Annotated in this window: 17 protein-coding genes; 7 read left to right on the top strand and 10 right to left on the bottom strand. The window is 44.6% G+C overall.

Translation table 11 applies throughout. The annotated features are described in order from the left end of the window. Window positions 1-6 precede the first annotated feature (6 nt). Entirely contained in the window at window positions 7-1239 is a 1233-nt protein-coding gene (locus ACT3TU_RS07705; RefSeq protein WP_192523603.1) for a homoserine kinase, read from the bottom strand. 190 nt (window positions 1240-1429) lie between these two features. Here ACT3TU_RS07705 and hisF point away from each other — a divergent pair, with 190 nt between their 5' ends. The 7 genes from hisF to glmS all read left to right on the top strand — a co-directional run bounded on the left by hisF (window position 1430) and on the right by glmS (window position 9295). Then, window positions 1430-2212, top strand: coding sequence for an imidazole glycerol phosphate synthase subunit HisF (gene hisF, locus ACT3TU_RS07700; protein ID WP_192523604.1), 783 nt, complete (start codon window positions 1430-1432; stop codon window positions 2210-2212). 205 nt (window positions 2213-2417) lie between these two features. Further along, entirely contained in the window at window positions 2418-2939 is a 522-nt protein-coding gene (gene ribH, locus ACT3TU_RS07695; RefSeq protein WP_225735177.1) for a 6,7-dimethyl-8-ribityllumazine synthase, read from the top strand. Window positions 2940-3191: 252 nt separating this feature from the next. After that, the gene (nusB, locus tag ACT3TU_RS07690; protein WP_192523605.1) at window positions 3192-4109 is read left to right on the top strand and encodes a transcription antitermination factor NusB; all 918 of its coding nucleotides are present in this window, start codon (window positions 3192-3194) and stop codon (window positions 4107-4109) included. Window positions 4110-4111: 2 nt separating this feature from the next. Then, on the top strand, window positions 4112-5152 hold the full coding sequence (thiL, locus tag ACT3TU_RS07685; protein WP_444784225.1) for a thiamine-phosphate kinase: 1041 nt from the start codon (window positions 4112-4114) through the stop codon (window positions 5150-5152). Between the two features lie 3 nt (window positions 5153-5155). Then, complete coding sequence (locus ACT3TU_RS07680) at window positions 5156-5734, top strand: phosphatidylglycerophosphatase A family protein (RefSeq protein WP_192523607.1); 579 nt, start codon at window positions 5156-5158, stop codon at window positions 5732-5734. A gap of 158 nt (window positions 5735-5892) precedes the next feature. Continuing rightward, the gene (gene glmU, locus ACT3TU_RS07675) at window positions 5893-7269 is read left to right on the top strand and encodes a bifunctional UDP-N-acetylglucosamine diphosphorylase/glucosamine-1-phosphate N-acetyltransferase GlmU (protein ID WP_192523608.1); all 1377 of its coding nucleotides are present in this window, start codon (window positions 5893-5895) and stop codon (window positions 7267-7269) included. A gap of 181 nt (window positions 7270-7450) precedes the next feature. Next, the gene (glmS, locus tag ACT3TU_RS07670; protein ID WP_192523609.1) at window positions 7451-9295 is read left to right on the top strand and encodes a glutamine--fructose-6-phosphate transaminase (isomerizing); all 1845 of its coding nucleotides are present in this window, start codon (window positions 7451-7453) and stop codon (window positions 9293-9295) included. A 218-nt stretch (window positions 9296-9513) separates the two neighbouring features. Here the strand turns inward: glmS and ACT3TU_RS07665 are convergent, their stop codons facing one another. From ACT3TU_RS07665 to recG, 9 genes are all read right to left on the bottom strand, one after another. Further along, window positions 9514-9966, bottom strand: a complete 453-nt coding sequence (locus tag ACT3TU_RS07665; RefSeq protein ID WP_192523859.1) for a hypothetical protein — start codon at window positions 9964-9966, stop codon at window positions 9514-9516. Between the two features lie 75 nt (window positions 9967-10041). Then, on the bottom strand, window positions 10042-10875 hold the full coding sequence (locus tag ACT3TU_RS07660) for a sulfite exporter TauE/SafE family protein (protein WP_192523860.1): 834 nt from the start codon (window positions 10873-10875) through the stop codon (window positions 10042-10044). Window positions 10876-11033: 158 nt separating this feature from the next. After that, entirely contained in the window at window positions 11034-11537 is a 504-nt protein-coding gene (locus ACT3TU_RS07655; RefSeq protein WP_192523861.1) for a flavin reductase, read from the bottom strand. Window positions 11538-11581: 44 nt separating this feature from the next. Continuing rightward, entirely contained in the window at window positions 11582-12610 is a 1029-nt protein-coding gene (locus tag ACT3TU_RS07650) for a methionine synthase (RefSeq protein WP_192523862.1), read from the bottom strand. A gap of 67 nt (window positions 12611-12677) precedes the next feature. Then, a complete protein-coding gene (locus tag ACT3TU_RS07645; RefSeq protein WP_192523863.1) occupies window positions 12678-13685 on the bottom strand; it encodes a DUF1852 domain-containing protein in 1008 nt (335 codons plus the stop codon). Between the two features lie 391 nt (window positions 13686-14076). Continuing rightward, the gene (locus ACT3TU_RS07640; RefSeq protein WP_192523864.1) at window positions 14077-17178 is read right to left on the bottom strand and encodes an efflux RND transporter permease subunit; all 3102 of its coding nucleotides are present in this window, start codon (window positions 17176-17178) and stop codon (window positions 14077-14079) included. Then, the gene (locus tag ACT3TU_RS07635) at window positions 17175-18548 is read right to left on the bottom strand and encodes an efflux RND transporter periplasmic adaptor subunit (protein ID WP_192523865.1); all 1374 of its coding nucleotides are present in this window, start codon (window positions 18546-18548) and stop codon (window positions 17175-17177) included. The genes ACT3TU_RS07640 and ACT3TU_RS07635 overlap by 4 nt, the downstream gene beginning before the upstream one ends. Window positions 18549-19052: 504 nt before the next feature. After that, a complete protein-coding gene (locus ACT3TU_RS07630; RefSeq protein WP_192523866.1) occupies window positions 19053-20147 on the bottom strand; it encodes an OmpW/AlkL family protein in 1095 nt (364 codons plus the stop codon). Between the two features lie 599 nt (window positions 20148-20746). Then, window positions 20747-23125, bottom strand: a complete 2379-nt coding sequence (gene recG / locus ACT3TU_RS07625; protein WP_225735369.1) for an ATP-dependent DNA helicase RecG — start codon at window positions 23123-23125, stop codon at window positions 20747-20749. Between the last annotated feature and the right edge of the window lie 41 nt (window positions 23126-23166).

Below are 23166 nucleotides of genomic sequence, written 5' to 3'. Positions count from 1 at the left end.
TATATTCTAGTTGCAACCGAATCCTGATGACCAGTTAATTTGGTTTAATGGATAAGCATCGATATGAAAGCCGTTTGGATAGTCTTTAAAGCCAGGTTGAGATTTTAATTGCTCAATAGCGGCTTGCGCCTGCTGTTCTGTCGCAAACACACCGATTAATTTAAAATCTTCGACATCGCCGTTTTTATCATCGCCCTTATAGCGTGCATGCTCAAGCATAAATACCGTATTTTGCACTTTTTCAACATGTGACCAATGATAAGAGGCAAGACGTTTCATTAAGTCAGGATTTTTGACCATGATATTATCGCCAGTACGCCCTTCGGTACGGTTGTAATGGATAACGTTAAGACGTAGCAGCCAAAAAATCACCGCCGCTTTTGCTAGCATTACCGGTAAAGCGCGTTTTTCATCTTCACCAAGCGCGCGTTTCGATTCATAACCTTGCAAGAAAGCCGCCATTTTACTGCGATCAAAATTAACCGACTCGCCTTGTTCCGCATCGCCCCACGTGGTACAGAAATCATTAATGGTAATAGCAATATCCATCACATAATGCTCGACGCTGACTTCGGTAAAGTCTAACAATCCGGTCAAACGCTCTTCGCCTTTTTGCAGATTCCACAAGGTGTTATCGGCAAACATATCTAAATGACATAAGCCTTTTGGTAAAGTCGCCAGTGGCAAATCGGTATAAGATTGCCAGATATCACTCATCAGCTTGGCTTCATCACCTGGCATAAACTGAATTTCACGGTCGCGCACATCGCTCCATGGATATAGAGGCACACCGTATTGCTCAGCTGGCTGTAGCTGTTTTAACGTTTCATGCAATACTGCCAGCGACGCGCCTATCTCATGACACATCGCTTGTGTGGTTTGCTGTGGATGCGCGCCAGCCAAACAGGGCACCACGGTAATCGCTTTATTATCATAATGAATAACGTAGCGTTTATCAGCATCAGCGGCTAAATCAATCAGTGCCAACGGCGCGGCAACCGGTAACTTACCATCCAACTGGTTTAAGATAACCGCCATTTTTTCAATATCTTCCGGTGGACGCTCTTCAAATAAAGTAAATACATAAGAGTGCGCGCCATCTACATCGTCAGTCGTCTGAATAAACCAGTTTGAGTTTTTGATACCTTGGGTAATCGGTATGGCTCGCGCAAACGATACGCCAAAACGTTGGCAAAAGGTGGCAAATTGGTCATCGGTTAACTGGGTATAGACGGACATGACATCTCACTTATGGCAATTGAATAAGAAGTTAAATAGCAGAAATTTAGGTGCTAATGACAGTAATTGTACCGCGCAAGAGCAAACTTTGGCTAAAAGCATAATAATCTTGCGAAAACCTGCCTGATATGGTGGTGATTTTGCTAGACTAGCGCTTAAAGAATGAATTGATTATAAGGTGAAAGGCCCTATGTTAGCAAAGCGTATCATCCCTTGTTTGGACGTTGATAACGGACGCGTGGTCAAAGGCGTGCAATTTGTCGATATTAAAGACGCTGGTGACCCAGTCGAAGTCGCCAAGCGCTACAACGAGCAAGGCGCCGATGAGATTACCTTTTTAGACATTACTGCCACCAATGATGAGCGCGATACCACTTATCATACCGTTGAACGTATGGCAGAGACGGTATTTGTGCCATTAACCGTCGGCGGTGGTGTGCGTAAAATCGCTGATATCCGTAACTTGCTCAATGCTGGTGCCGATAAAGTCGCGATCAATTCGGCAGCGGTATTTACCCCTGAATTCGTCGGTGAAGCGGCGCAGAAATTTGGCAATCAATGTATCGTTGTGGCTATCGATGCCAAACGCGTCGATGATGTCACTGTTGATGGCATTATTATGCCACGTTGGGAGATTTTTACCCACGGTGGTCGTAAGCCTACTGGTATCGATGCCGTTGCTTGGGCAAGCAAAATGGCCGAACTTGGCGCTGGCGAGTTATTGGTCACCTCGATGGATGGCGATGGCACCAAAAAAGGCTATGACTTGGCGTTGATGAAGCAAATTACCAGCCAAGTAAATGTGCCTGTCATTGCTTCAGGCGGTGTTGGTAACCTACAGCATTTAGCCGAAGGCGTATTAGAAGGCGGCGTCGATGCAGTACTTGCCGCCAGTATTTTTCACTTTGGCGAATATACTGTTCAAGAGGCCAAAGAATATATGGCAGCACAAGGTATACAAATGCGCTTATAACCCCTTTGTAAAATGCAAATGCAGCTGCAAAAAATGTTATCATAGTGCTAACTGCTTATTATCATTTGGTTTTCGTTCATTTAACTGCTTATTTATCTGATTATTAGTCCGTTAAATGAGTGGTTTGAACCTAGCAATATATTTATATTCCTAATACTTAGATTCTTATACTTCTATTAATAGCCCATTCGGCAAAGGATTTTTTATGTCAAATTTACAACAGCAGCGCAGTGCCGTGACCCATATCGATGGTAACTTACATCAAAACGAAAACGTGCGTATTGGTATCGTCGTCGCTCGCTTTAACGGTTTTGTCGTTGAATCATTGGTTGACGGCGCGATTGATGCGTTACTGCGTCATGGCGTTTTAGGCAGCAATATCACCGTGATTCGTGTACCGGGTGCGTTTGAGTTGCCATTAGTTGCCCAGCGCGCTGCTGAATCGGATCGCTTTGATGCTATCGTTGCGCTAGGTGCGATTATTCGTGGTAGCACACCACATTTTGACTTTGTCGCTAGCGAATCTGCAAAAGGCTTAAGCAGTGTTGCAACTGACTATAATATCCCTGTCGCAAACGGCGTATTGACTACCGACAGCATCGAGCAAGCAATCGAACGTGCAGGTACTAAAGCTGGTAACAAAGGCTCAGAAGCGGCGATGGTTGTATTAGAGATGCTTGCCGTTTTATCACAGTTAGATATTGAAGACGATAGCGACGACGCTTAATTTTTTATTAATTAATAGTCATTAATGGCCAATCGTATTGATTCGCCTGTTAACTTAGCCTATTAATTTAGCATATTGATATTATTATTTCTTATTTAAGTTGGGGCGATGGTTATGACTATGGCTCCAATAAACGTATTATAAGTACTTAAAACTGATTGGCAACATTTGCCAACCGACCACTATTTAACATTTTATTTTAAAACTTATTATCTTAAAACTTATTACTTTAGAATTAGGTATAGACCCCTTATGACTGATCAACTCAAGCGCGCTATTAGCGCGGCGAAAACTGCCCAAACCAATGATAAACAAGCTGAAGCCACGCGCATCGCGAGCAGCAGTGCGGGTGATCAAACCTTCGATATGAGTGAGTCTTCTTACAAGACCAGTCACACCGCTGTGCGTAAGGCGCGACGCTTTGCTATGCAAGGGCTATACGAATGGCTGGTGACTGACCGCCGCTTCGACGCCAATGGCAAGCTTGGCTGGAAAGACAATGCCCCGCACGATATCGCTGCCCGTACGCGCGCCACCAATGCCATGCATACCGTCCATATCGGTTATTATCACGAAATGATGCGCGATATTCCAGAACAGATTGAGGCGCTAGATACGCTTATTAGCCAGCATCTCGATCGTGAAATCGACAAGCTTGATACTGTTGAACACGCCATTCTATTGATTGGCGCTTATGAGCTACAAAATCGCTTAGAGATTCCGTATAAAGTCGTGCTTGATGAAGCGATGAAATTGAACAATCATTTTGGTGCCACTGATGCGCATAAATTGATTAATGCCGTCCTTGATAGAATGGCCGTTGAGCTGCGTGCTACTGAAGTAGAAGCAGACACCAAAGCCAATTTACGCACCTCACAAAAAGTGGCCGCTAAACCTGTAGTAAACACGGATACTGCCACCAACACAGAAACCACTAAAGATAGCGCAGAAGAACAGCCTACCGCTTCAAACAAGACACGTATTAGTGCCAATAATGCCAGCGTCAAACGCAATAGCGCCAGTAAAGCCAGCGCAAATATTAGTGATTATAAAGCAAGCAAGCTGAGCAACGCTAAGAACAATGCTCAAACTGAGGCTCAGTTTGAGGCTCAAATCGACGCTAAGAACACTGCTGAAACAGATTCTAACGATGCAAACAGCCAAGACTAATTATGAATGAATTTGAGCTGATTGAGCGTATATTTTCCCAAATGCAAGCGGCACAGTCATTGTCCAGCAGTATCGATAAAGGCAGTGTCGAAAAAGGGATTGGTGATGATGCAGCAGTCATGGCCTTGCCTGCAGGGTCGCGCTTGGTTAGCTGTATCGATACCCTGGTTCAAGGTCGACACTTTAGTGCCGATTGGGAACAAGTTAATAAACTGGCTTTTGCCATTGGTTATAAAGCCGTGGCGGTTAATGTCTCAGATATTGCCGCCATGGGCGCAACTCCGCATAGTATTTTACTGGCACTAGCATTACCTAAACGCTTGGTAAATGAGCAATGGTTAGGCGAATTCGCTAAAGGTTTATTTCATGCTTGTAAATTATTTGGCGTGACTCTTATTGGTGGGGATACGACGCGTAATGACAGTTTAGTATTAAGTGTCAGCGCTCAAGGGTTGCTTGATGCAGACACGCCAGCCGTCTATCGCTCAGGTGCACAAGTCGGTGATAAAATATACGTATCAGGGTCACTTGGTGATGCTGCTTATGCGCTACAGCATCCTGATAATGAACAAGGCGCAGAGTTAGCCCATCGATTGCACATGCCAACCCCGCGTATTACATTAGGTGCAGCATTGGCAAAAATCGGTGTAAGCTCAATGATAGACATCTCCGATGGTCTCTATCAAGATCTTGGGCATATCTGTCAGCAAAGCCGCGTCGGTATGCGTATCAATCTGGAGCAGCTGCCTACCAGCAGGCCTTTGGCAAGCGTTGATTTAACCGAACGCTTGTTATGTCAGCTAGCAGGTGGTGATGATTATGAATTGGCTTTTACCTTGCCTGCTAATATCGAACCTCCTACAAGCAATACCCCAGTAACCTGTATTGGTGAGGTGACTGCATCAACAAATACTGTAACTAAAGATAGCAATGCAAATATACGTCCTGAGCTTTATTATCAAGGACAGCCTGTCACCCCGACCCATCCCGCACCGTTTTCTACTTGGCCCAATCTTACGGGTTACCAACATTTTGCAGGTTAATTCATGAGCGATCACGACCTCTCTAAGCCCGATATCCGTAAAGCCAACGACTGCCCACCCCTACCAGCAAATGCTACTACGCTTGACCGTGTGGTTTATTGGCTCGGTCTCGGTTTAGGCAGTGGCCTACCCCGCCGTGCTCCTGGTACTTGGGGCACAGTTGGCGGCTTAATCGTTGCCGTACCATTGTTAAGCTTGGGCTTTGTGCCGTTTTTGATCATCACCCTGTTATCCTGCATCTTTGGGGTTTGGATATGTGGACGCACTTCTGAGCTAATGGGCGGGCATGATAATCCGCATATTGTTTGGGATGAGTGGGCTGGTATGTGGCTTACCCTACTGCCATTATCCTATATGGGTGTCGCTAACGACAATTTTTGGCAAACGATAACGCAACCGTCTTTTATGAGTGCGCACATTATCGCGTTTATATTGTTTCGGTTTTTTGACATTATTAAGCCACCGCCAATTGGCTGGGCCGACAAAAAAGTCGCTGGCGGTCTAGGTATTATGTTAGACGATATTATTGCTGGAGTAATGGCAGCCGTTGTTTGGATAGTTATTTATATTGTTGTTTTTTGATGATTAGGTGATGTTAAATATTTGATCATGGTACTGACAGTTATTTATAACGTTATTTTCTAGGCTAAAATTACAAAGATGTCACGACATACCATTTTGGTTAAATGCTCATTTGCGTTATAATTCAAAATTATATTTTGTTACATTTGTAGGCTATTATGACATCTCCTCTTTCGGTAATTATTCTCGCGGCTGGCAAAGGTACGCGCATGCAATCGGCTAAACCAAAGGTGCTGCAGACACTGGCTGGCAAGTCGCTATTAAGTCACGTCCTTGACACTTGCCATCAATTAACCGTTGATGAAACCATCATCGTTCATGGTTTTGGTGGTGAGCAGGTAAAATCAGAAATCACCAACCAGTATGCACAATCATCAATTACTTGGATCGCTCAAACTGAGCAATTAGGCACTGGACACGCAGTACAAGTGACTTTGGCAGATTTACCAAAAGAAGGACAAAGCCTGATTTTGTATGGCGATGTACCACTGGTCAGTTGCCAGACTTTAGCAGCGTTGAAATCCGCTAATACTAACGGTATGTCTATGTTGACACTGACAGTAGATAATCCTTTTGGTCTCGGGCGTATCAAACGTGACCAAGCAGGTAATATCGAAGCCATCGTCGAACAAAAAGATGCCAGCGCCGATGAGCAACTGATTCAAGAAATTAACAGTGGTATTTATTGCGTTGACAACGCCCTACTGCATAAGTACTTACCAAAACTGTCTAACGACAATGCCCAGCAAGAATATTATCTGACTGATATCGTCAAAATGGCCGTCGCTGAAGATATTAATATTATTGCGATTGAGCCTGAGCACACCTTTGAAATTGAAGGCGTCAATAACCGCCAACAACTTGCCAGCTTAGAGCGTACATGGCAGGGAAAATTGGTCGCTGACTTACAAGAAGCTGGCGTACAGTTTGCTGATCCGACTCGTGTTGATATCCGTGGCACGCTGCGCGCTGGTCAAGACGTCTTCGTTGATGTCGGTGTGGTGTTCGAGGGCGATTGCGTATTGGGTGATAACGTTTATATCGAAGCGGGCTGTGTTATTAAAAACGCGAATATCGGCAACGCTTGCTATATCAAACCTTATTGTGTCATTGATCGCGCTGAAATCGGTGATGGCGTTGATATTGGACCTTTCGCGCATCTGCGTCCTGATACTATTTTATCTAATAACAGCAAAGTCGGTAATTTTGTCGAAATTAAAAAATCAACCGTTGGTCATGGCAGCAAGGTCAACCATTTGAGCTACATTGGTGATGCCACCATCGGGACAGATGTCAATGTTGGCGCGGGTACGATTACCTGTAATTATGATGGTGTCAATAAATCACAGACCATTATCGAAGACAATGCATTTATCGGCTCAAATTCTAGCTTAGTGGCACCAGTAAAAATTGGTGATACCGCTACGGTTGCCGCAGGCTCTGTGATTACAGAAGACGTTGATGCCCATGCATTGGCCTTTGGTCGCGCACGTCAAACCCAGAAAAACAACTTTCAGCGCCCGACTAAAAAATAACGGGCTCGCTGATCTTTAAGTCAATAACAAAGACTTTGAGCAAACTTAAGCAGTACGACAATGATTTGTGGTGCTGCTTATTTATATTTATAGATGAACGAAACATCATCGTGTGTTAAATCACTGAAGCAGTACCACGTGGAAACATTAAAAGTTAAAACATCAGATTTAAGGAATATCTATGTGCGGAATAGTTGGAGCAGTTGCTGAGCGTAATATCGCTAATATCTTACTTGAAGGGCTTAAGCGTTTAGAATACAGAGGCTATGATTCTGCTGGTTTGACCGTCATCCGTGATGGTGAGCTCCATCGTGAGCGTCAAGTTGGTAAAGTACAAGCGTTGGTCGATGCCGTGGCAGTGAACCCAGAGTTTTTCGATGGGCATATCGGTATTGCTCATACGCGCTGGGCGACCCATGGTGAACCTGCACAGCGTAACGCACATCCGCATGTTTCAGGCAAAATCGCTGTGGTTCATAACGGTATTGTGGAGAACTATGCCGAGCTAAAAGAAGAGCTAATGGCCAAAGGCTACGAGTTTACTTCGCAAACAGATACCGAAGTCGTCGCTCACCTCATTAACGATATCTATAAAGATACACCCGATTTATTAGAATCTGTTCGCAAGGTTATTCCGTTATTACATGGCGCATTTGCGCTTGGTGTTATCCATGTCGATTGCCCAGAAGAGTTGATAGCGGTACGTTTAGGCTCTCCGCTAGTGATTGGTGTGGGGATTGGCGAGAACTTTATCGCATCCGATCAACTGGCACTGCTACCGGTTACCAATCGCTTTATGTATCTAGAAGAAGGCGATATTGCCAAGTTGACTCGTAACAGTGTTCAGGTTTACGCTGACGGGGTCGAGGTTAAGCGTCAAATACATGAAATTGATGCCACCCAACACAATGCCGATAAAGGCGAGTTTAAGCATTATATGCTCAAAGAAATTTATGAGCAGCCAGACGCGGTCGCCCGTACCATTGAAATGGCATTAGATAAAGATGAGCCATCTAAACTGCGTGATGGTTTTTTACAGCATCATGAAGCACAATTAAAAGGCATTAAGCACGTACAAATCATTGCTTGTGGTACCAGCTACCATTCGGGTCTAATCGCAAAATATTGGTTCGAGAGTCTTATTCGCGTACCTTGTTCAGTCGAAGTCGCCAGTGAATTCCGCTATCGCAATCCGGTTGTGATCGATAACTCATTGGTCATCTGTATTTCTCAGTCTGGTGAAACCGCTGACACCTTATCTGCATTACGTGATATTCAAAAAAATACGCCAGTCGGACTGGTGAGCTTGGCGCTATGTAACGTACCAACGTCATCTTTGGTACGCGAGACTGACATATTTTTACCAACGCTTGCAGGACCCGAGATTGGCGTCGCCTCTACCAAAGCTTTTACCACTCAGCTTGCAGCTTTAATGTTATTGGTATTAAAAGTAGGCGTTACTCAGCAGCGCATGGCTGATGAAGACTTAACGACCTTAATTGATCAGTTACAACAGCTTCCGGGTCAATTGCATGCCAGCTTACACCTCGACGCGCCTATTAAAACCATGAGCGAGCATTTTGAATATAAAAAGAGCTGCTTATTCTTAGGTCGTGGTTTACAGTTCCCAATAGCGCTAGAAGGGGCGTTAAAGCTAAAAGAAATCTCTTATATTCACGCCGAAGGTTATGCAGCAGGCGAGTTAAAGCACGGTCCACTGGCCTTGGTTGATAAGGACATGCCTATCGTGGTGCTAGCGCCAAAAGACAGTATGTTTGATAAGCTCAAAGCCAACATGCAAGAAGTACATGCCCGTCACGGTGAGCTATTTGTATTCGCTAGTGAGGCTAGTAAAATGGTCGCTGAAGATAGAATGCATGTGGTCTATGTACCTGATGTTTGCGAGACGCTAGCGCCGATTGTTTATAGCATTCCAGTACAGTTATTGTCGTACCATGTGGCAGTGATGCGTGGGACGGATGTCGACCAGCCTAGAAACTTGGCAAAAAGTGTGACAGTCGAATAATATTTGTTAATTTTAAAGTGAGTAATGTTATTGAGTAATTACCTATCATACTAAGTAATTACTTATCATACTATTTTACGATACTAAATCCTTTGCTGTCTGATATTAACGAGATGGCGAAGGATTTTTTTTGTGAATAACAACCATAGAAAAGCTCAATAACTTGGATATACATTAGGGGCTGTATTCCAAAGCCAGTCTTATTATCGAAGGCAAAGCTATGATAGGTTGTCACAAATGTCTTTTGTGACATCAAAAACCCCCACTTTAATATCATCTAAATCGTAATAACTATACTGATAATCGAACCCCCTATTTATACCCTGAATGACTTCTGCTTCTTCACAGGCTAACTTGGTATGTTCGTTGCGCATTACCGTTTCAATCTCTTTTCTTTCGGCATCACTATAACCAGATATCTTCAGCTTATAACCGAAAGTAACCGTTGTTCCATCAAAATTAATTTGTTCTAAAGTGGTGACTTCATCAAGTACGCTTGGCAACTCTCTTGTTAACATATCGATATGACGATACATCTCTTGCACATTATGCTCGTGATCACTAGCCGTAGTAGCGCTTTTATCGTGAGCTAAATCGGAGGTATTATCGGAACAGGCGACAAGAGTTAGGAAGGCTGAAAGTACAGCCAATGCCTTAAGTTTATTAAACATAGTTATCCAAAATAATATGATTAGGGCGTGTCCTTATTTTAAATAAGACACGCCCTATTATACAAATATGAATACTTAAAGTAGCCCTTTATAAAGAAAATAACACCCCACAACGGTCAATAACAGCGCAAAACATTTTTTTAATAGCTGTGGTGATAGTATATGAGCGACTTTCGCACCTAGCTTAGCGGTGAAAAAACTCATGATGCTAATCCCTAAAAAGGCATAAATGTGCACAAAGCCAATCGTATTGGGAACACTAATTTGCTGCTGCATCCCAAAAAACATAAAGCCCAAAGCACCGGCAATAGCAATGGGCAGCCCACACGCGGCTGATGTGCCAACTGCCTTTTGCATGACTACCCCATAACGCGTGAGATAAGGCACCGTTAAACTGCCGCCGCCGATACCAAAAATGGCAGAAGCGATACCGATAACTCCACCTGCCGCTAATTGCTTAGGCTTTGAAGGCAACTCTGTATTAGCATAGTTGGCATTACTGACGTCATTAGCCTGATTAGCGGCCTGTTTTTTGCCACCAAAAAACATTTTATAGGCGACCCACAGCAAAAACACACCCACAATGAGCTGAAGATACAGTCCAGATATCTGTCCTGCAATGCCTGCGCCTAAAAAACAGCCAATCGCTAAGCCTGGTGCCAGGTTTTTAAAGACAGGCCACATGACGGCACCCTTTTTATTGTGTGCCATCAACGAGCTAATAGAGGTGACAATAATGGTCGCCAGTGAAGTACCTAGAGCCAGATGCATAATATTATCAGGACTGTAATCCATTTGGGTAAAGACGATAAATAACAGTGGTACGATGATGGTTCCACCGCCCACACCAAAAAGCCCTGCAGCAAATCCTGCTAGAGCGCCTATGATTAAAAAAATGATTAATTCCACGGGATAGTTGCTTCTCGGTTAAAGGATAATTTTTGTTAGATGATAAGCTCAGTTCAACTTTAAAACTTGGTAAGTGTCATAGTATACGGAAATTCTATTTAAAGAACTTCCCTTGCAAAGCTAAAATTGCGGTACAATTTTTTAACGCTTTTCATAACTTAAACGAGCTCCACTTGACCAACTTGATGGTAAGAGCGATTAAAATAAACCAAACTTTCATCAGTCCCGCCCTGTTGCTCAGCTTGTTTGATAGCGACCACTCGGCACATAAAGACACTATGGGTGCCCACTTGCTGAATGTCTTCAATCTCACAATCAAAACTGACCAATGCATCTTCTAAGACAGGCGCACCTGTTGCCAGCTCAGTCCAAGTGCCTTGCTCAAAGCGCTCATCAGAGCACAATTTAGAGGCAAAGGCATTGGATATTTGCTCGTGCTGTGCACCCAACACATTGACACTTAACATTTTATTATCAATAAAATGGGCATGTGAGCGCGACGTCTGATTCATGCAGACCAACAAAGTGGGCGGTGTGTCTGTGACGCTACATACCGCCGATGCCGTAAACCCATGAGCACCAGAGCTACCTTTTGTGGTAATAACATTAACGGCGGTCGTTAACAAAGACATAGCGTCTCTAAAGTCAGTTGCTTCAATCATTATCTGCCTCTTAAAATTAGTTATAGCCTGTCTATTGGCCGCGTTTAAGCAGTCAGCTCTTGACGAACAATGGCTGCGCCTGCACTTAGCGCTTCCAGCTTACCGCGTGCAACGGAGCGAGACAAGGGCGCCATACCACAGTTGGTCGACGGATAAAGCTTGTCGGCATCGACAAATTGCAGCGCTTTGCGTAGGGTATTGGCTACTTCCTCGGCGGTCTCAATGGTATCAGTTGCCACGTCAATGGCACCAATCATCACTTTTTTACCACGAATCAATTCAATCAAATCCATCGGTACATGCGAGTTTTGGCACTCTAACGAGATAATATCGATGCTTGACTGCTGCAATTTAGGAAAGGCTTTTTCATACTGGCGCCACTCTGAACCCAAGGTCTTTTTCCAATCATTGTTGGCTTTGATGCCATAACCATAACAGATATGTACCGCCGTCTCGCATTTTAGCCCTTCGATAGCGCGCTCTAGTGTAGCCACGCCCCAATCGTTGACGTCATCGAAGAACACGTTAAAGGCCGGCTCATCGAATTGGATAATGTCCACGCCAGCCGCCTCTAATTCACGCGCTTCTTGATTAAGAATCTTGGCAAATTCCCACGCCAACTCTTCACGGCTTTTGTAATGATTGTCATACAGCGTATCAATCATAGTCATTGGGCCGGGTAGCGCCCATTTGATCGGCTGATCGGTTTGCGCCCGTAAAAACTTGGCATCATCAACAAATACAGACTTTGTACGGCTCACCGCGCCCACGACTGTCGGCACACTCGCCTCATAGCGATCACGAATTTTGACCGTTTCACGCTGCTTAAAATCGACGCCATCGAGATGTTCAATGAAGGTGGTGACAAAATGCTGACGGGTCTGCTCGCCATCACTGACAATATCAATTCCTGCCTGTGCTTGTTCTTGCAGTGTTACGCGCAAAGCATCTTGTTTGGCTTCAATCAATTGCTTACCTTCTAATGCCCAAGGGGACCAAATTTTCTCAGGTTCTGCCAGCCAAGAAGGTTTCGGTAAGCTGCCAGCGGTTGAGGTTGGTAATAGTAATGTCATGTTTATTCACTTTTTATATTTTGATTGTATATTGGGGCTAAATTTCAGGGTTTTATATTTAGACCAGTTAGGCGGCGCGTTTTTTAACGGCAGGTTTTTTTACAGAATAGTTTGCAGCCCATTGTTCAAGAATGTCTTGATACGGCTTGATGAATTGTTCTTCTGTGAATTTGCCTTGCGTCACTGCCATTTTGCTGCGCTCTTCACGGTCATATACTATTTGAGTCAGTGAATAATCTTGGTATTTCAAACTCGGTTGGTAGACTTGACCTGCGGTAGAGTTGGCATTATAAATTTCAGGGCGATAAATCTTTTGGAACGTTTCCATAGTAGCAATCGCACTGATTAGCTCAAGGTCGGTGTAATCACTCAGCAAGTCACCCGCAAAATAAAACGCTAAAGGTGCAGCACTACCTGCAGGCATAAAATAGCGAACGGTTAAGCCCATTTTGTGGAAATAATCATCGGTTAACGAATAGTCATCTTGTTGATACTCAACCCCCAATACAGGATGCTGAGTGGCAGTACGATGATAGGTTTTACTGGTGGAAACACTGAGGCAAATTACCGGTTTTTTATTAAAATTGGCTTGATAGGCCTCTGAGTTCAATAAATATTGAAACAGTTTGCCATGTAAGTCGCCAAAGTCCTCTGGCGGTGGCGTTCCTGGATTTTTATCAAAATGTTCTAGCAGTACGACGCTAAAGTCATAATCGCGTACATAAGATGAGAAACTGTTGCCGATCATACCGTCAATACGAGTGTTCTCTTTATGGTCCACAATCGTTGTTTTCAACGTCTCGATAACAGGGAATGCATCACCATTGCCTTCGATATCCATGTCTGCAGAAATAATATCAACGTCAACAGAATAACGGTCCGCTGTCGGATTATCCCAATGCGCCAACGCGTTAAAACGATTATTTATCATTCTTAACGTTTTGCGTAAGTTGTCTTGACGATGCTCGCCACGAGCCAAATTCGCAAAGTTGGTGGTCAGACGCGTACTGTCTGCAGGATGATAGTTTTCATCAAAACGAATACTTTTAATAGAATAGCTGAATTCTTTACTCATGGTAATCCGCACCCTTAATCTAATCTCGTGAACTGAGATAAAACAAAATTTGTGTATGGAGTAAATCATAACCCAACCATGACATGAATAAAAACGATGTAATTTAAACCAAAGATGAGTAAAATTCATGGTTATAATTTTATTGTATAAAATAGAATGGAATAGCATAAAATTTTACTGTTGATCTAGGGCGTGTCCTCACTTTGAAAGTGGTGACAAAAAACGCCTTTCCTATATCTAATCGTAGTAAATAACTGCCCATAAAAAAGGCTAAAACTCACTATAATAAGTCTTAGCCCTTTTTATGTTTAGTCGCTATTTTTATTACTTTGCTACTCTCACTTGAATAGCCATTTTAACCTTTTATGATACCTAATTATGGTATTTAAGCTTACTTATCAGAAGCCGATTGCTCTTTACCGCTTGGAATGAGCCATTTCGCAAACCACCCTGACACATCATCCATCAAGGTATAGACCACAGGAATCACCACAAGGCTCAATAAAGTAGAGGTCACCAAGCCGCCCAATACTGCTGCCGCCATCGGTCGACGGAATGTCGGATCGGCATCCCCCCATCCAAATACCAGTGGCAACATGCCCGCGCCCATAGCAATGGTGGTCATAATAATAGGACGCGCGCGCTTACGGCAAGAATCAATAATGGCGTCAAAACGCGCCAAGCCACGACGCTGGGCAATCAATGCATAATCAACCAATAAAATAGAGTTTTTGGTGGCAATACCCATGAGCATAATAAACCCAATCATCGACGGCATAGACAGACTACTATTGGTAATCACTAGGCCGACAAAGGCACCGCCAATAGATAATGGCAAGGCCATGAGAATGGTGAATGGCTGCAAGATACGCCCAAACAATAAGATAAGCACACCCAAAATACAGACCACACCGATTGACATCGCTATCACAAAGCCACTAAAAAGCTCGGCCATATTTTCTGCTTGCCCTTGATCGATAATGGTAATAGAGGCTGGCAGTTTTTGCATACTAGGCACTGCTTTGACCGCCTGTACCAAGTCACCAAGTTCGCCATTGGCAGGCTGAACGGTGATACTAATCGCCCGCTCACGATCAAGTCGACTGATTTGCGCCGGCCCTGTACCAAAGTTTAGCGTAGCGACCTCGCCCACACGTACGCCCTGTCCTGCTGGTAACGCACTGGGTACATATAGACCCTCTAATTGACTGACGTTTTGTTTGGCAATATCTGGCAGGCGGATGACGATAGGAATCTGCCGTGTATCCAAATTGAGCTTGGATAAACGCTGCTCATAGTCACCAACGGTAGCCACACGTAATGTCGTCGCGATATCTTGGGTGGTCACGCCTTTATCCGCCATTGCCAATCTATCTGGCGTTACCGTTAGCTCTTGACGTGGCAGACTCCGGTCACTGGTCACTGAACCAGCGCTTGGTAACGCTCGAATCTCTGACATGATTTTCTGGGCAGTCTGTTCGAGTAACTGCGGGTTGGTACTGGTCATAGAAAAGTTATATCCCGTCTCACCGCCACTCGATAGACCGACCGTAAAGCGTGCGCCAGGTACTTCTGCCAACATATTACTAATTTTTCGCTCAATCTCTTGCTTAGATCCGCGCTCCGCCCTTGGCGCGAGTACCACATCCAGACCAGCGATATTTTCAGTTTTGCCACTACCTGAGCCAGAACTAGGACCCATAGATTCTTGAGCCTCGCCTACTGACGTAAAGATATGCGTCACTTCAGGCATGGCCAATATACGCTCGCTTGCCAGTGCGGCAACGCGCTCGGTGTCTTCAAGCGCCACATCAGGTGTCAGTTCAATCTCCACCCGTGTTTGGTCTATATCATTATCAGGAATAAAAGAAGTTGGCAGGAGCTTTACTAAAGCCAACGACGCTACAAACAATAACAAGGTAGCGCCCATCGTAATCCAACGATAATGCAACGTCCACGAGACCACCTTAAGATACCAGTCCATCAATGCACTTTGTTTTTCGACATGCTTTTTTTCTGGTCGTAGTATATAAGCTGCCATCATCGGCGTGATAAGACGCGCCACCATTAACGACGCAAAAATTGACAAAGCAGCCGTCCAGCCAAACTGGCGGAAGAACTGCCCAACGATACCGCCCATAAAGGCCGTGGGTAAAAATACAGCAATCAAGGTAAAGGTCGTGGCAACTACTGCCAAGCCAATCTCGTCAGCCGCTTCCATCGCCGCCTCATAAGGCGTCTTACCCATACGCAGATGGCGAATGATGTTCTCAACCTCGACGATAGCATCATCAACTAAAACCCCAATGACCAATGACAGTGCTAATAAGGAAATAATATTGAGGCTAAAGCCAAATAAATACATGCCCAAAAATGTAGGAATAACCGATAGTGGCAGTGCCACCGCAGCCACAAAAGTCGCGCGTATATTGCGCAAGAAGAGAAAAACCACTATAACGGCTAAAATACCACCTTCAATGAGCATGCGTAATGAAGACTGATAATCTTCAGCGATTGGTGTGGCTCGATCATAGACTTTTTCGATATTGATATTGCCCACATCTGCTGTCAGCTTGGCAAGCTCAGCATCAACCAGCTTCATCACTTCGACTTCACTGGCACCACGCGAGCGGGTAATATTAAATGCCACCACTGTCTGCCCATCAAGCTTAGCAATCGAGCTTGGGTCAGCAGCGCCATCAGTGATTTGCGCCATTCGCCCAAGCGCTTGCGTGCCACCGGTAGGAACGGCGACTTGCAAATCATTCAGCTCACTGGCGCGCTCAACAGCACCAAGGACACGGATGGTCTGAGTCGTTTTACCCACTTCCGCCTCACCGCCCGAGCTGTCTTGCTGGATGCCTGTGATTTGCTCTGATAACTGGGCAATAGAAAATTTTAAGCCACTCAGAGCGATAGGGTCAGCCGCCACGGTAATCTCGCGCTGTAGACCGCCGATACGGCCGACCGTACTGACGCCTGGAATGTCAGACAAACGCTTGGTGACGGTATCGTCAACGAACCAAGATAAGTCCTCCACATTCATATTTTCAGCCGCGACAGAGTAGGTAACGACGGGAAATCCTGCGGTTGAAACTTTGGTAATGATCGGGTCATTGGCCGCAGCGGGCAAATCACCACGCACCTCACCCACGGCCGAACGAACATCGTCGACTGCTTCTTGGATGTCTTTTTCTAAGACAAACTCGGTGACCATAGTCGCCGCCCCAGTCTGCAGCGTTGAGCGAATATGCTTGACGCCCTCAATACTGGTGAGCTTATTTTCTATCTTTTTTGCAATATCATTTTCAAGCTGTGAGGGAGCAGCGCCCGGTAAAGTGACCGTGACCACCACGGCTGGTAGGTCGATATCAGGAAACTGCTGTACCTTCATTTTCATAAAGCCATAAATGCCACCCAAGGTCAGGAGCACAAACAGCAATATGGCGACTAAAGGATTTTTAATCGAATAAGATGAGACATTTAAATTCATGAGCGCGCCTGCGTGGCAGCGGCATTGGCTTCTTTACCAGTTGCTTCTTTATTAACTATTTGGTTACTAGCCATGTCTTTATTTGCAATACTATTGGCCTGATTGTTCTTTTTATTCAGACCATCAACGATACGCACCAAGTCCCCATCGTTTAAAAAACTACCGCCTTGCTTTACAAGTCGACTCTCAGCTGGCAGGGGCTCTGTCACCGCCACACTATCGCCAAAGCGCTCACCCAAGGTCACGCGTTGTTGTTTGATACGCCCTATGTCTTGTCCGTTTTTGGTACTGATATTGGTGACTAACATCACATAATCATAGCCATCATTGCTAACGATAGCGCTATTGGGTATAGTTTGGGCATTGGTACTACCCAATAAAAACTCACCCGTTTGATACATGCCTGCCCGAACTTTTGAGTTAGCAGCAAGGCTGGCGTAGATCGTAATTTGGCGGTTGTCATCTGCAGTTGGAGCAATGCGGCTGACCTGCCCCATCACAGAGTCGCCTCCCGGTAAACCCACACGCACTTCCGTACCGACATTCACCTCACCAATGAGTTTAGGATCGATATCCGCGCGCCACTCTAAAATACCACCTTTGATAATGGTAAATAACGGCTCTCCACCAGCAACCATACCTACTTCGGCCATTTTTTCACTGATGACACCGCTGACGGGTGCGACCACTTTGGCATTATTAACACTCAAGCGCTGCGTGCTCAGCCGCGCTTTAGACGCTTGTAATGAAGCTTGCGCTTGCAATTTAGAGGTACGATAACGGTCGGCTTCTTGCTTACTAATGGCATCAATATCGATAAGTGGCAATACACGGGCGGCATCGGCAGTAGCATTGGCAAGCGTGGCTTCCGCTTCTGCAACATCCGCTTCTGCCTGCAAAACCTGCTGCTCCATCGCATCGGTATCAAATACTGCCAATACTTGGCCGGCTTTAACGCGCTGACCTTCTTCCACTAATATGCGCTCAATCGCCACGTTATTGACTTTAGCGCTGACGTTGGCGATGTCTTTGGCACTAATCGTACCGTCTGCACTGAGCGTATTGCCAATATTTTCTTGGTTTGGCATCACAGTTTCGACCGATAGTACGGCTTGTTGATCATTGGCATTATTGGCATCCGTACCATCACTTTGTGCAGCGGTAGAAGCTGGGAACTCATTATTCGCGGCTTTATTACCGCCCCAATATTTTCCAACCAAAACACCGATAACCAGCACAATTGCCAATACTGGTAGCAGCCACAGCGGAAACTTTGACGCGGGTTTATTCGCTGGCGTATTGGATTGGCGATATGGTGGTAGCTCAGATTCAGCAGATGGCTTCGGGTTGGTTTCTTCAACATCGCTCATGATAGCTCTCTATAAATACGGATAGTAATGACCATATAAGTATGGGTAATAATAAAATAGATATAAGTAAGATACTGATGCTAAAAAAATGACAGTGACAAGTAACGATAAATAGCCAGTCGCAATGGGTGTAAATGCGAGCTTGCTTGATTATAAATTTTGCTCACTGAAGAAAGCAGCAATTGCCTCTAAAACATTGTTTATAATTACAATAGTCTATAAATTTAGTGAGGATAGCACATATTAAGCCATCATTTTATTGTTATATATCGTGTTTTCTGTTGGTAAGTTTAGTGGTTGTAATTGATATCACATTGCAAAAAATTCTAAAAATAAGTGTTATTAGGTGTTGTATAGTCATTAAATAGCAAAAACAGAAGGTGAGTAAATTGGGTTAGCTGCAAATATCATTTATGGTATCTGAATTAGAAAATATAAACGCACACCTTTAAAAGTGTGCGTTTATATTTAAGCCCATTTCTTCAATCATTTATGAACGCTACATTAGAAACGATAGCCTACGCCAAGGAAAGTAATATAGGGGTCGATATCTAGGTTAGTCTTCGCTTGAATCAATTCTTCACCCATATCATTTTCGACTGTAATAGTCGTATCACTGTCCAGTTTTGCATAGGACACAGAACCCACCCCAAACCATCTGTCATTAAAGTCATAAGTGGCGCCCAGCGTAACGATAGGCGCAAAGGCGCTGTCTGCCTCAACATCCACGCTCATCTCCTGATTGGATTTCACATTTTCTAGCGCAGCGCCCGCTTTGTCATCTTTGATATTCTGAATTTGATGTCCAGCCATTTCTAAATCTTCACGAATGCCATTATTTAGCTCAATGTCGTTAAAATAGGCATACATAACCCCAGCACCGACATAAGGGCGAAACTTATTGACCCCAGATTTACCAAATTGATATTGCACCCCAGCTGCCGGTAGCCATGCGCGAGCACTCGATGACACACCATCGCCTTGGGTCAAATCGGTAATAGGGATATCCTTTGAAATATCAAAATCACCTAACAGGGGTCCTGCTGCACCACTCGGGCTGACCTTACCCGTTAGCGGTGCAAACACTTGGCCTTGACCTAAAATATCCACTTTAGGGGGTATGCCAGCTTTGACCTCAATTGACCAATTATCACTGAGATAATAGTTAAATAAGAAGCCAAAAGTATCGACATCATCAGCCTCCAGACCTGTGCCAGCACTGGTCCAACTTTCTAAGCCGTTAATTTCAGTCGTACCAGAAACATCACCCAATACCGGAACTTTGGACAAATCCGTTTCAGCCCCTAAAGCGCCTAAGGTGCCATCTATTAGTCCGAAACGATCTTGATCTTTAACTAAAACCTCTCTTACCGTTTCAACTTTTACACTACCATTGTCAGCAACCACTCCATTTTTAGCAGCGGTCGTGGTTTGCATCGGATTGGCTTTGCCTTGCGGTGAAGCGTGCAACCAACCAGCAGAAACTGAAAAGCGTTTGAAGCTGCCATCGGTTTTAAAGTAATCGAATTCAGCAACAGCAGATTGACTAAATAACAATGGTACCGAAATGGCACAGGTGAAGGTGAATATCTTTTTCATGAAACATCCTTGTATGAAACCTCGAACAGATAAACGGATAAGACACGGGCTAGCACTATTAAGCCAGTCGAGTTTCCAACGTCCTGTCAGAATTCGTTAATTCACTCAATAGCTTAATTTTTGAAAGCGTATGGTTTTTGCAAAAACGCGGTAAAAAGTAAAGTATGAGTAAACAATGAGCCGCCAGACTGCGGTCAGTGCCATAAACTGCCACATTAATATCTTCATATCAATATAGAATACTGAACTGATAAGTAGATATTCATCGACAAGAATACAAAGAAAGAATCTTAACAACATTACTTTGACTTAAGATAGGATAAGTTTTTTCAGCGCTTATTAAAGGTTTTTTACATCAACAAACCTTTAAATATCAGTAATTAATAACGTAGAAGTTAAGAATGTGGATTTAGAAAGCTAAATACTTGGTCGAACCAAAACAGTGTATTATTTACAAACTAATGTCGTTAAATTTTAAGTAGGTAGATATAAGCAGTTCTAAATAAAATCGATACGATGGCAGGTTAGCAGCCACGAGCTACGGTTATAAAGGTAAGCATGAGAAAGATAAGAGTGAAGAAGATAAAAAATGGCTAGCGTTAAGCATTAGTATAACGACTGGCTTCTGGCATCCAGCGGTGAATAAGCTGGCTGACATCGGCTTTGCGTGCGGGGTCAGCAATGAGATGCTTTGCCAAACGCTGCGCAATGGCAAATAGCTGCTCATCACGGATGAGGTCGGCTAAGTAATAGCCGATATTACCCGTTTGGCGTTTACCCAACAACTCACCAGGGCCGCGCAGCTCCAAGTCTTTTTGGGCAATGACAAAGCCGTCTGTGCTATCGCGCAATACATTTAAGCGCTCAGTACCTGTCTCTGATAATGGCTTTTGATATAGCAGCACACAGTAGCTTTTGGTCGAGCCACGTCCGACGCGCCCGCGTAATTGGTGTAATTGCGACAGACCCAATCGCTCCGCATTTTCGATGACCATCAGCGAGGCATTTGGCACATCGACACCGACTTCAATCACCGTTGTGGCAATCAGCAAATCAAGCTGACCTGCTTTAAATGCTTGCATAATGGCTTGCTTTTCAGCAGATTTCATTTTGCCATGCACCAGTCCGATACGAATATCTAAGCGCGCATTTAAATCTTCATAAGTGGCTTCGGCAGCTTGAGCATCTAGCACGCTAGATTCCTCTACCAGCGAGCAGACCCAATACGCTTGCCTACCCGCTGCACAATTAATGGCAATACGTTCAATCACCTCATCGCGGCGGTTACGGTCTATGGTTACCGTGGTAATTGGTGTACGCCCCGGTGGTAATTCATCGATGATTGAAGTATCCATATCGCCGTAAACACTCATCGCCAGCGTGCGTGGAATCGGGGTTGCCGTCATAATCAGCTGATGCGGGGTGCTATTAGCCACGCCTTTATTGGTCAACGCCATACGTTGCTCGACGCCAAACCGATGCTGCTCATCGATGATTACCAAGCCTAGTTTGGCAAACTGCACTTGCTCTTGAAACAACGCATGAGTACCAACGACAATTTGGACACTATTCTCGCTGACTGCTTCTAACGCTTCGCGGCGCTGTTTTGCCGTTTGCTTACCCGCCAGCCAGCCAACCCCAACTCCTAACGGCTCAAACCACTGTTTAAAATTCACTAAATGCTGCTCTGCTAGGATTTCTGTCGGCGCCATGACCGCCACTTGCCAGCCACTATCGAGGGCATAGCCAGCCGCACCTGCCGCGACTAAGGTTTTGCCAGCGCCTACATCGCCTTGTACCAATCGCAACATCGGTATTGAAGTCGCCATATCAGCAGTGATATCTTTCATCACTCGCTGCTGCGCCCCTGTTAAATCAAACGGTAATGCCGCAAACAATTCATCCGTTAATGGACTTTGCGTGGCACATTTAGGGGCTTTGTGCTGATGCAGTTGCTGACGACGATATAATAAGCTCAGCTGGTGCGCAGTCAACTCTTCGATAATAAGGCGCTGACAGGCAGCATGGGTACGCGCACCTAGTTGAGTAAGTAATTGATATTGCCGACCAGCGTCGGTATAAGTAGGCGGCGTATGCAGTAATACCAAGGCTTCAAAGATGGTCAAATTATAGACATTATTATTGGCTGTGCTCGCAGCGGTGGTATTGATATTATTGTTGGCATCATAGATAGTGGGACTGGTTCTATTGACGCTATTATTATTGCTATCACCAAAACTGCTATCACTCAAACTATTGTCAGGCACACTACGTGCCAAGGTAGAAAAGATATCTTCTGAATAACCGGTAGTTGTTATCGATAATTTAGCTGCCTGAAACGGCACCAATGGCAAATCCGCCACCACCGAAAAATCCTCAGGTGTAAACAAAGTCATCGGTAAGCCCTGACTGCGAACCGTTTGCAAGGCAAGCTTGATGAGCGTACGCAGTTTATTTTGATGTAAGCCTTTGACGCTAGGATAAATAGGCTGCAAACCAGTATTTACGATGGCTTCATTACTATTAATAATTTGATATTCAGGATGATGTATCTGCTTACCATAGCGGCTAACTTTGACTTCGCCAAACAATTGCAGCTGGGTCCCCAGACTCATGGTTTGTGTCAGACCACGATACACCTTAAAAAACCGTAGCGATATCGTACCAGTATCATCATCCACAATCACAGTCATGCCACTGCGTTTGGTATCAACGTGCACCACGCGACCAGTAATCAGTGCAGCTTGACCATGCTCCACATTGGCTATTGAGACCAGTCGGCTGCGGTCTTCATAATCGCGTGGCAGATGCAGCAGCAAATCAAATATCCGTTTGATATTTAATTGTGCCAATTGCTCTGCTACTTTTATGCCGACACCTGCCAGCGCTGTCACTGGCATATCTAACGCTGAGGCTGGCAACTCAGACCTAGAATGGGCTGATGAATTGGCTAAAGAGTGGTTCACCGATATTGGCATCAAGGATCCTAACGATGTTTGTTAATGTAAGTTTTTGGACC

This window comes from Psychrobacter sp. AOP3-A1-26, assembly GCF_052378235.1.
GTDB lineage: Bacteria > Pseudomonadota > Gammaproteobacteria > Pseudomonadales > Moraxellaceae > Psychrobacter.
This window is presented reverse-complemented; position numbering and strand designations above follow the sequence as displayed.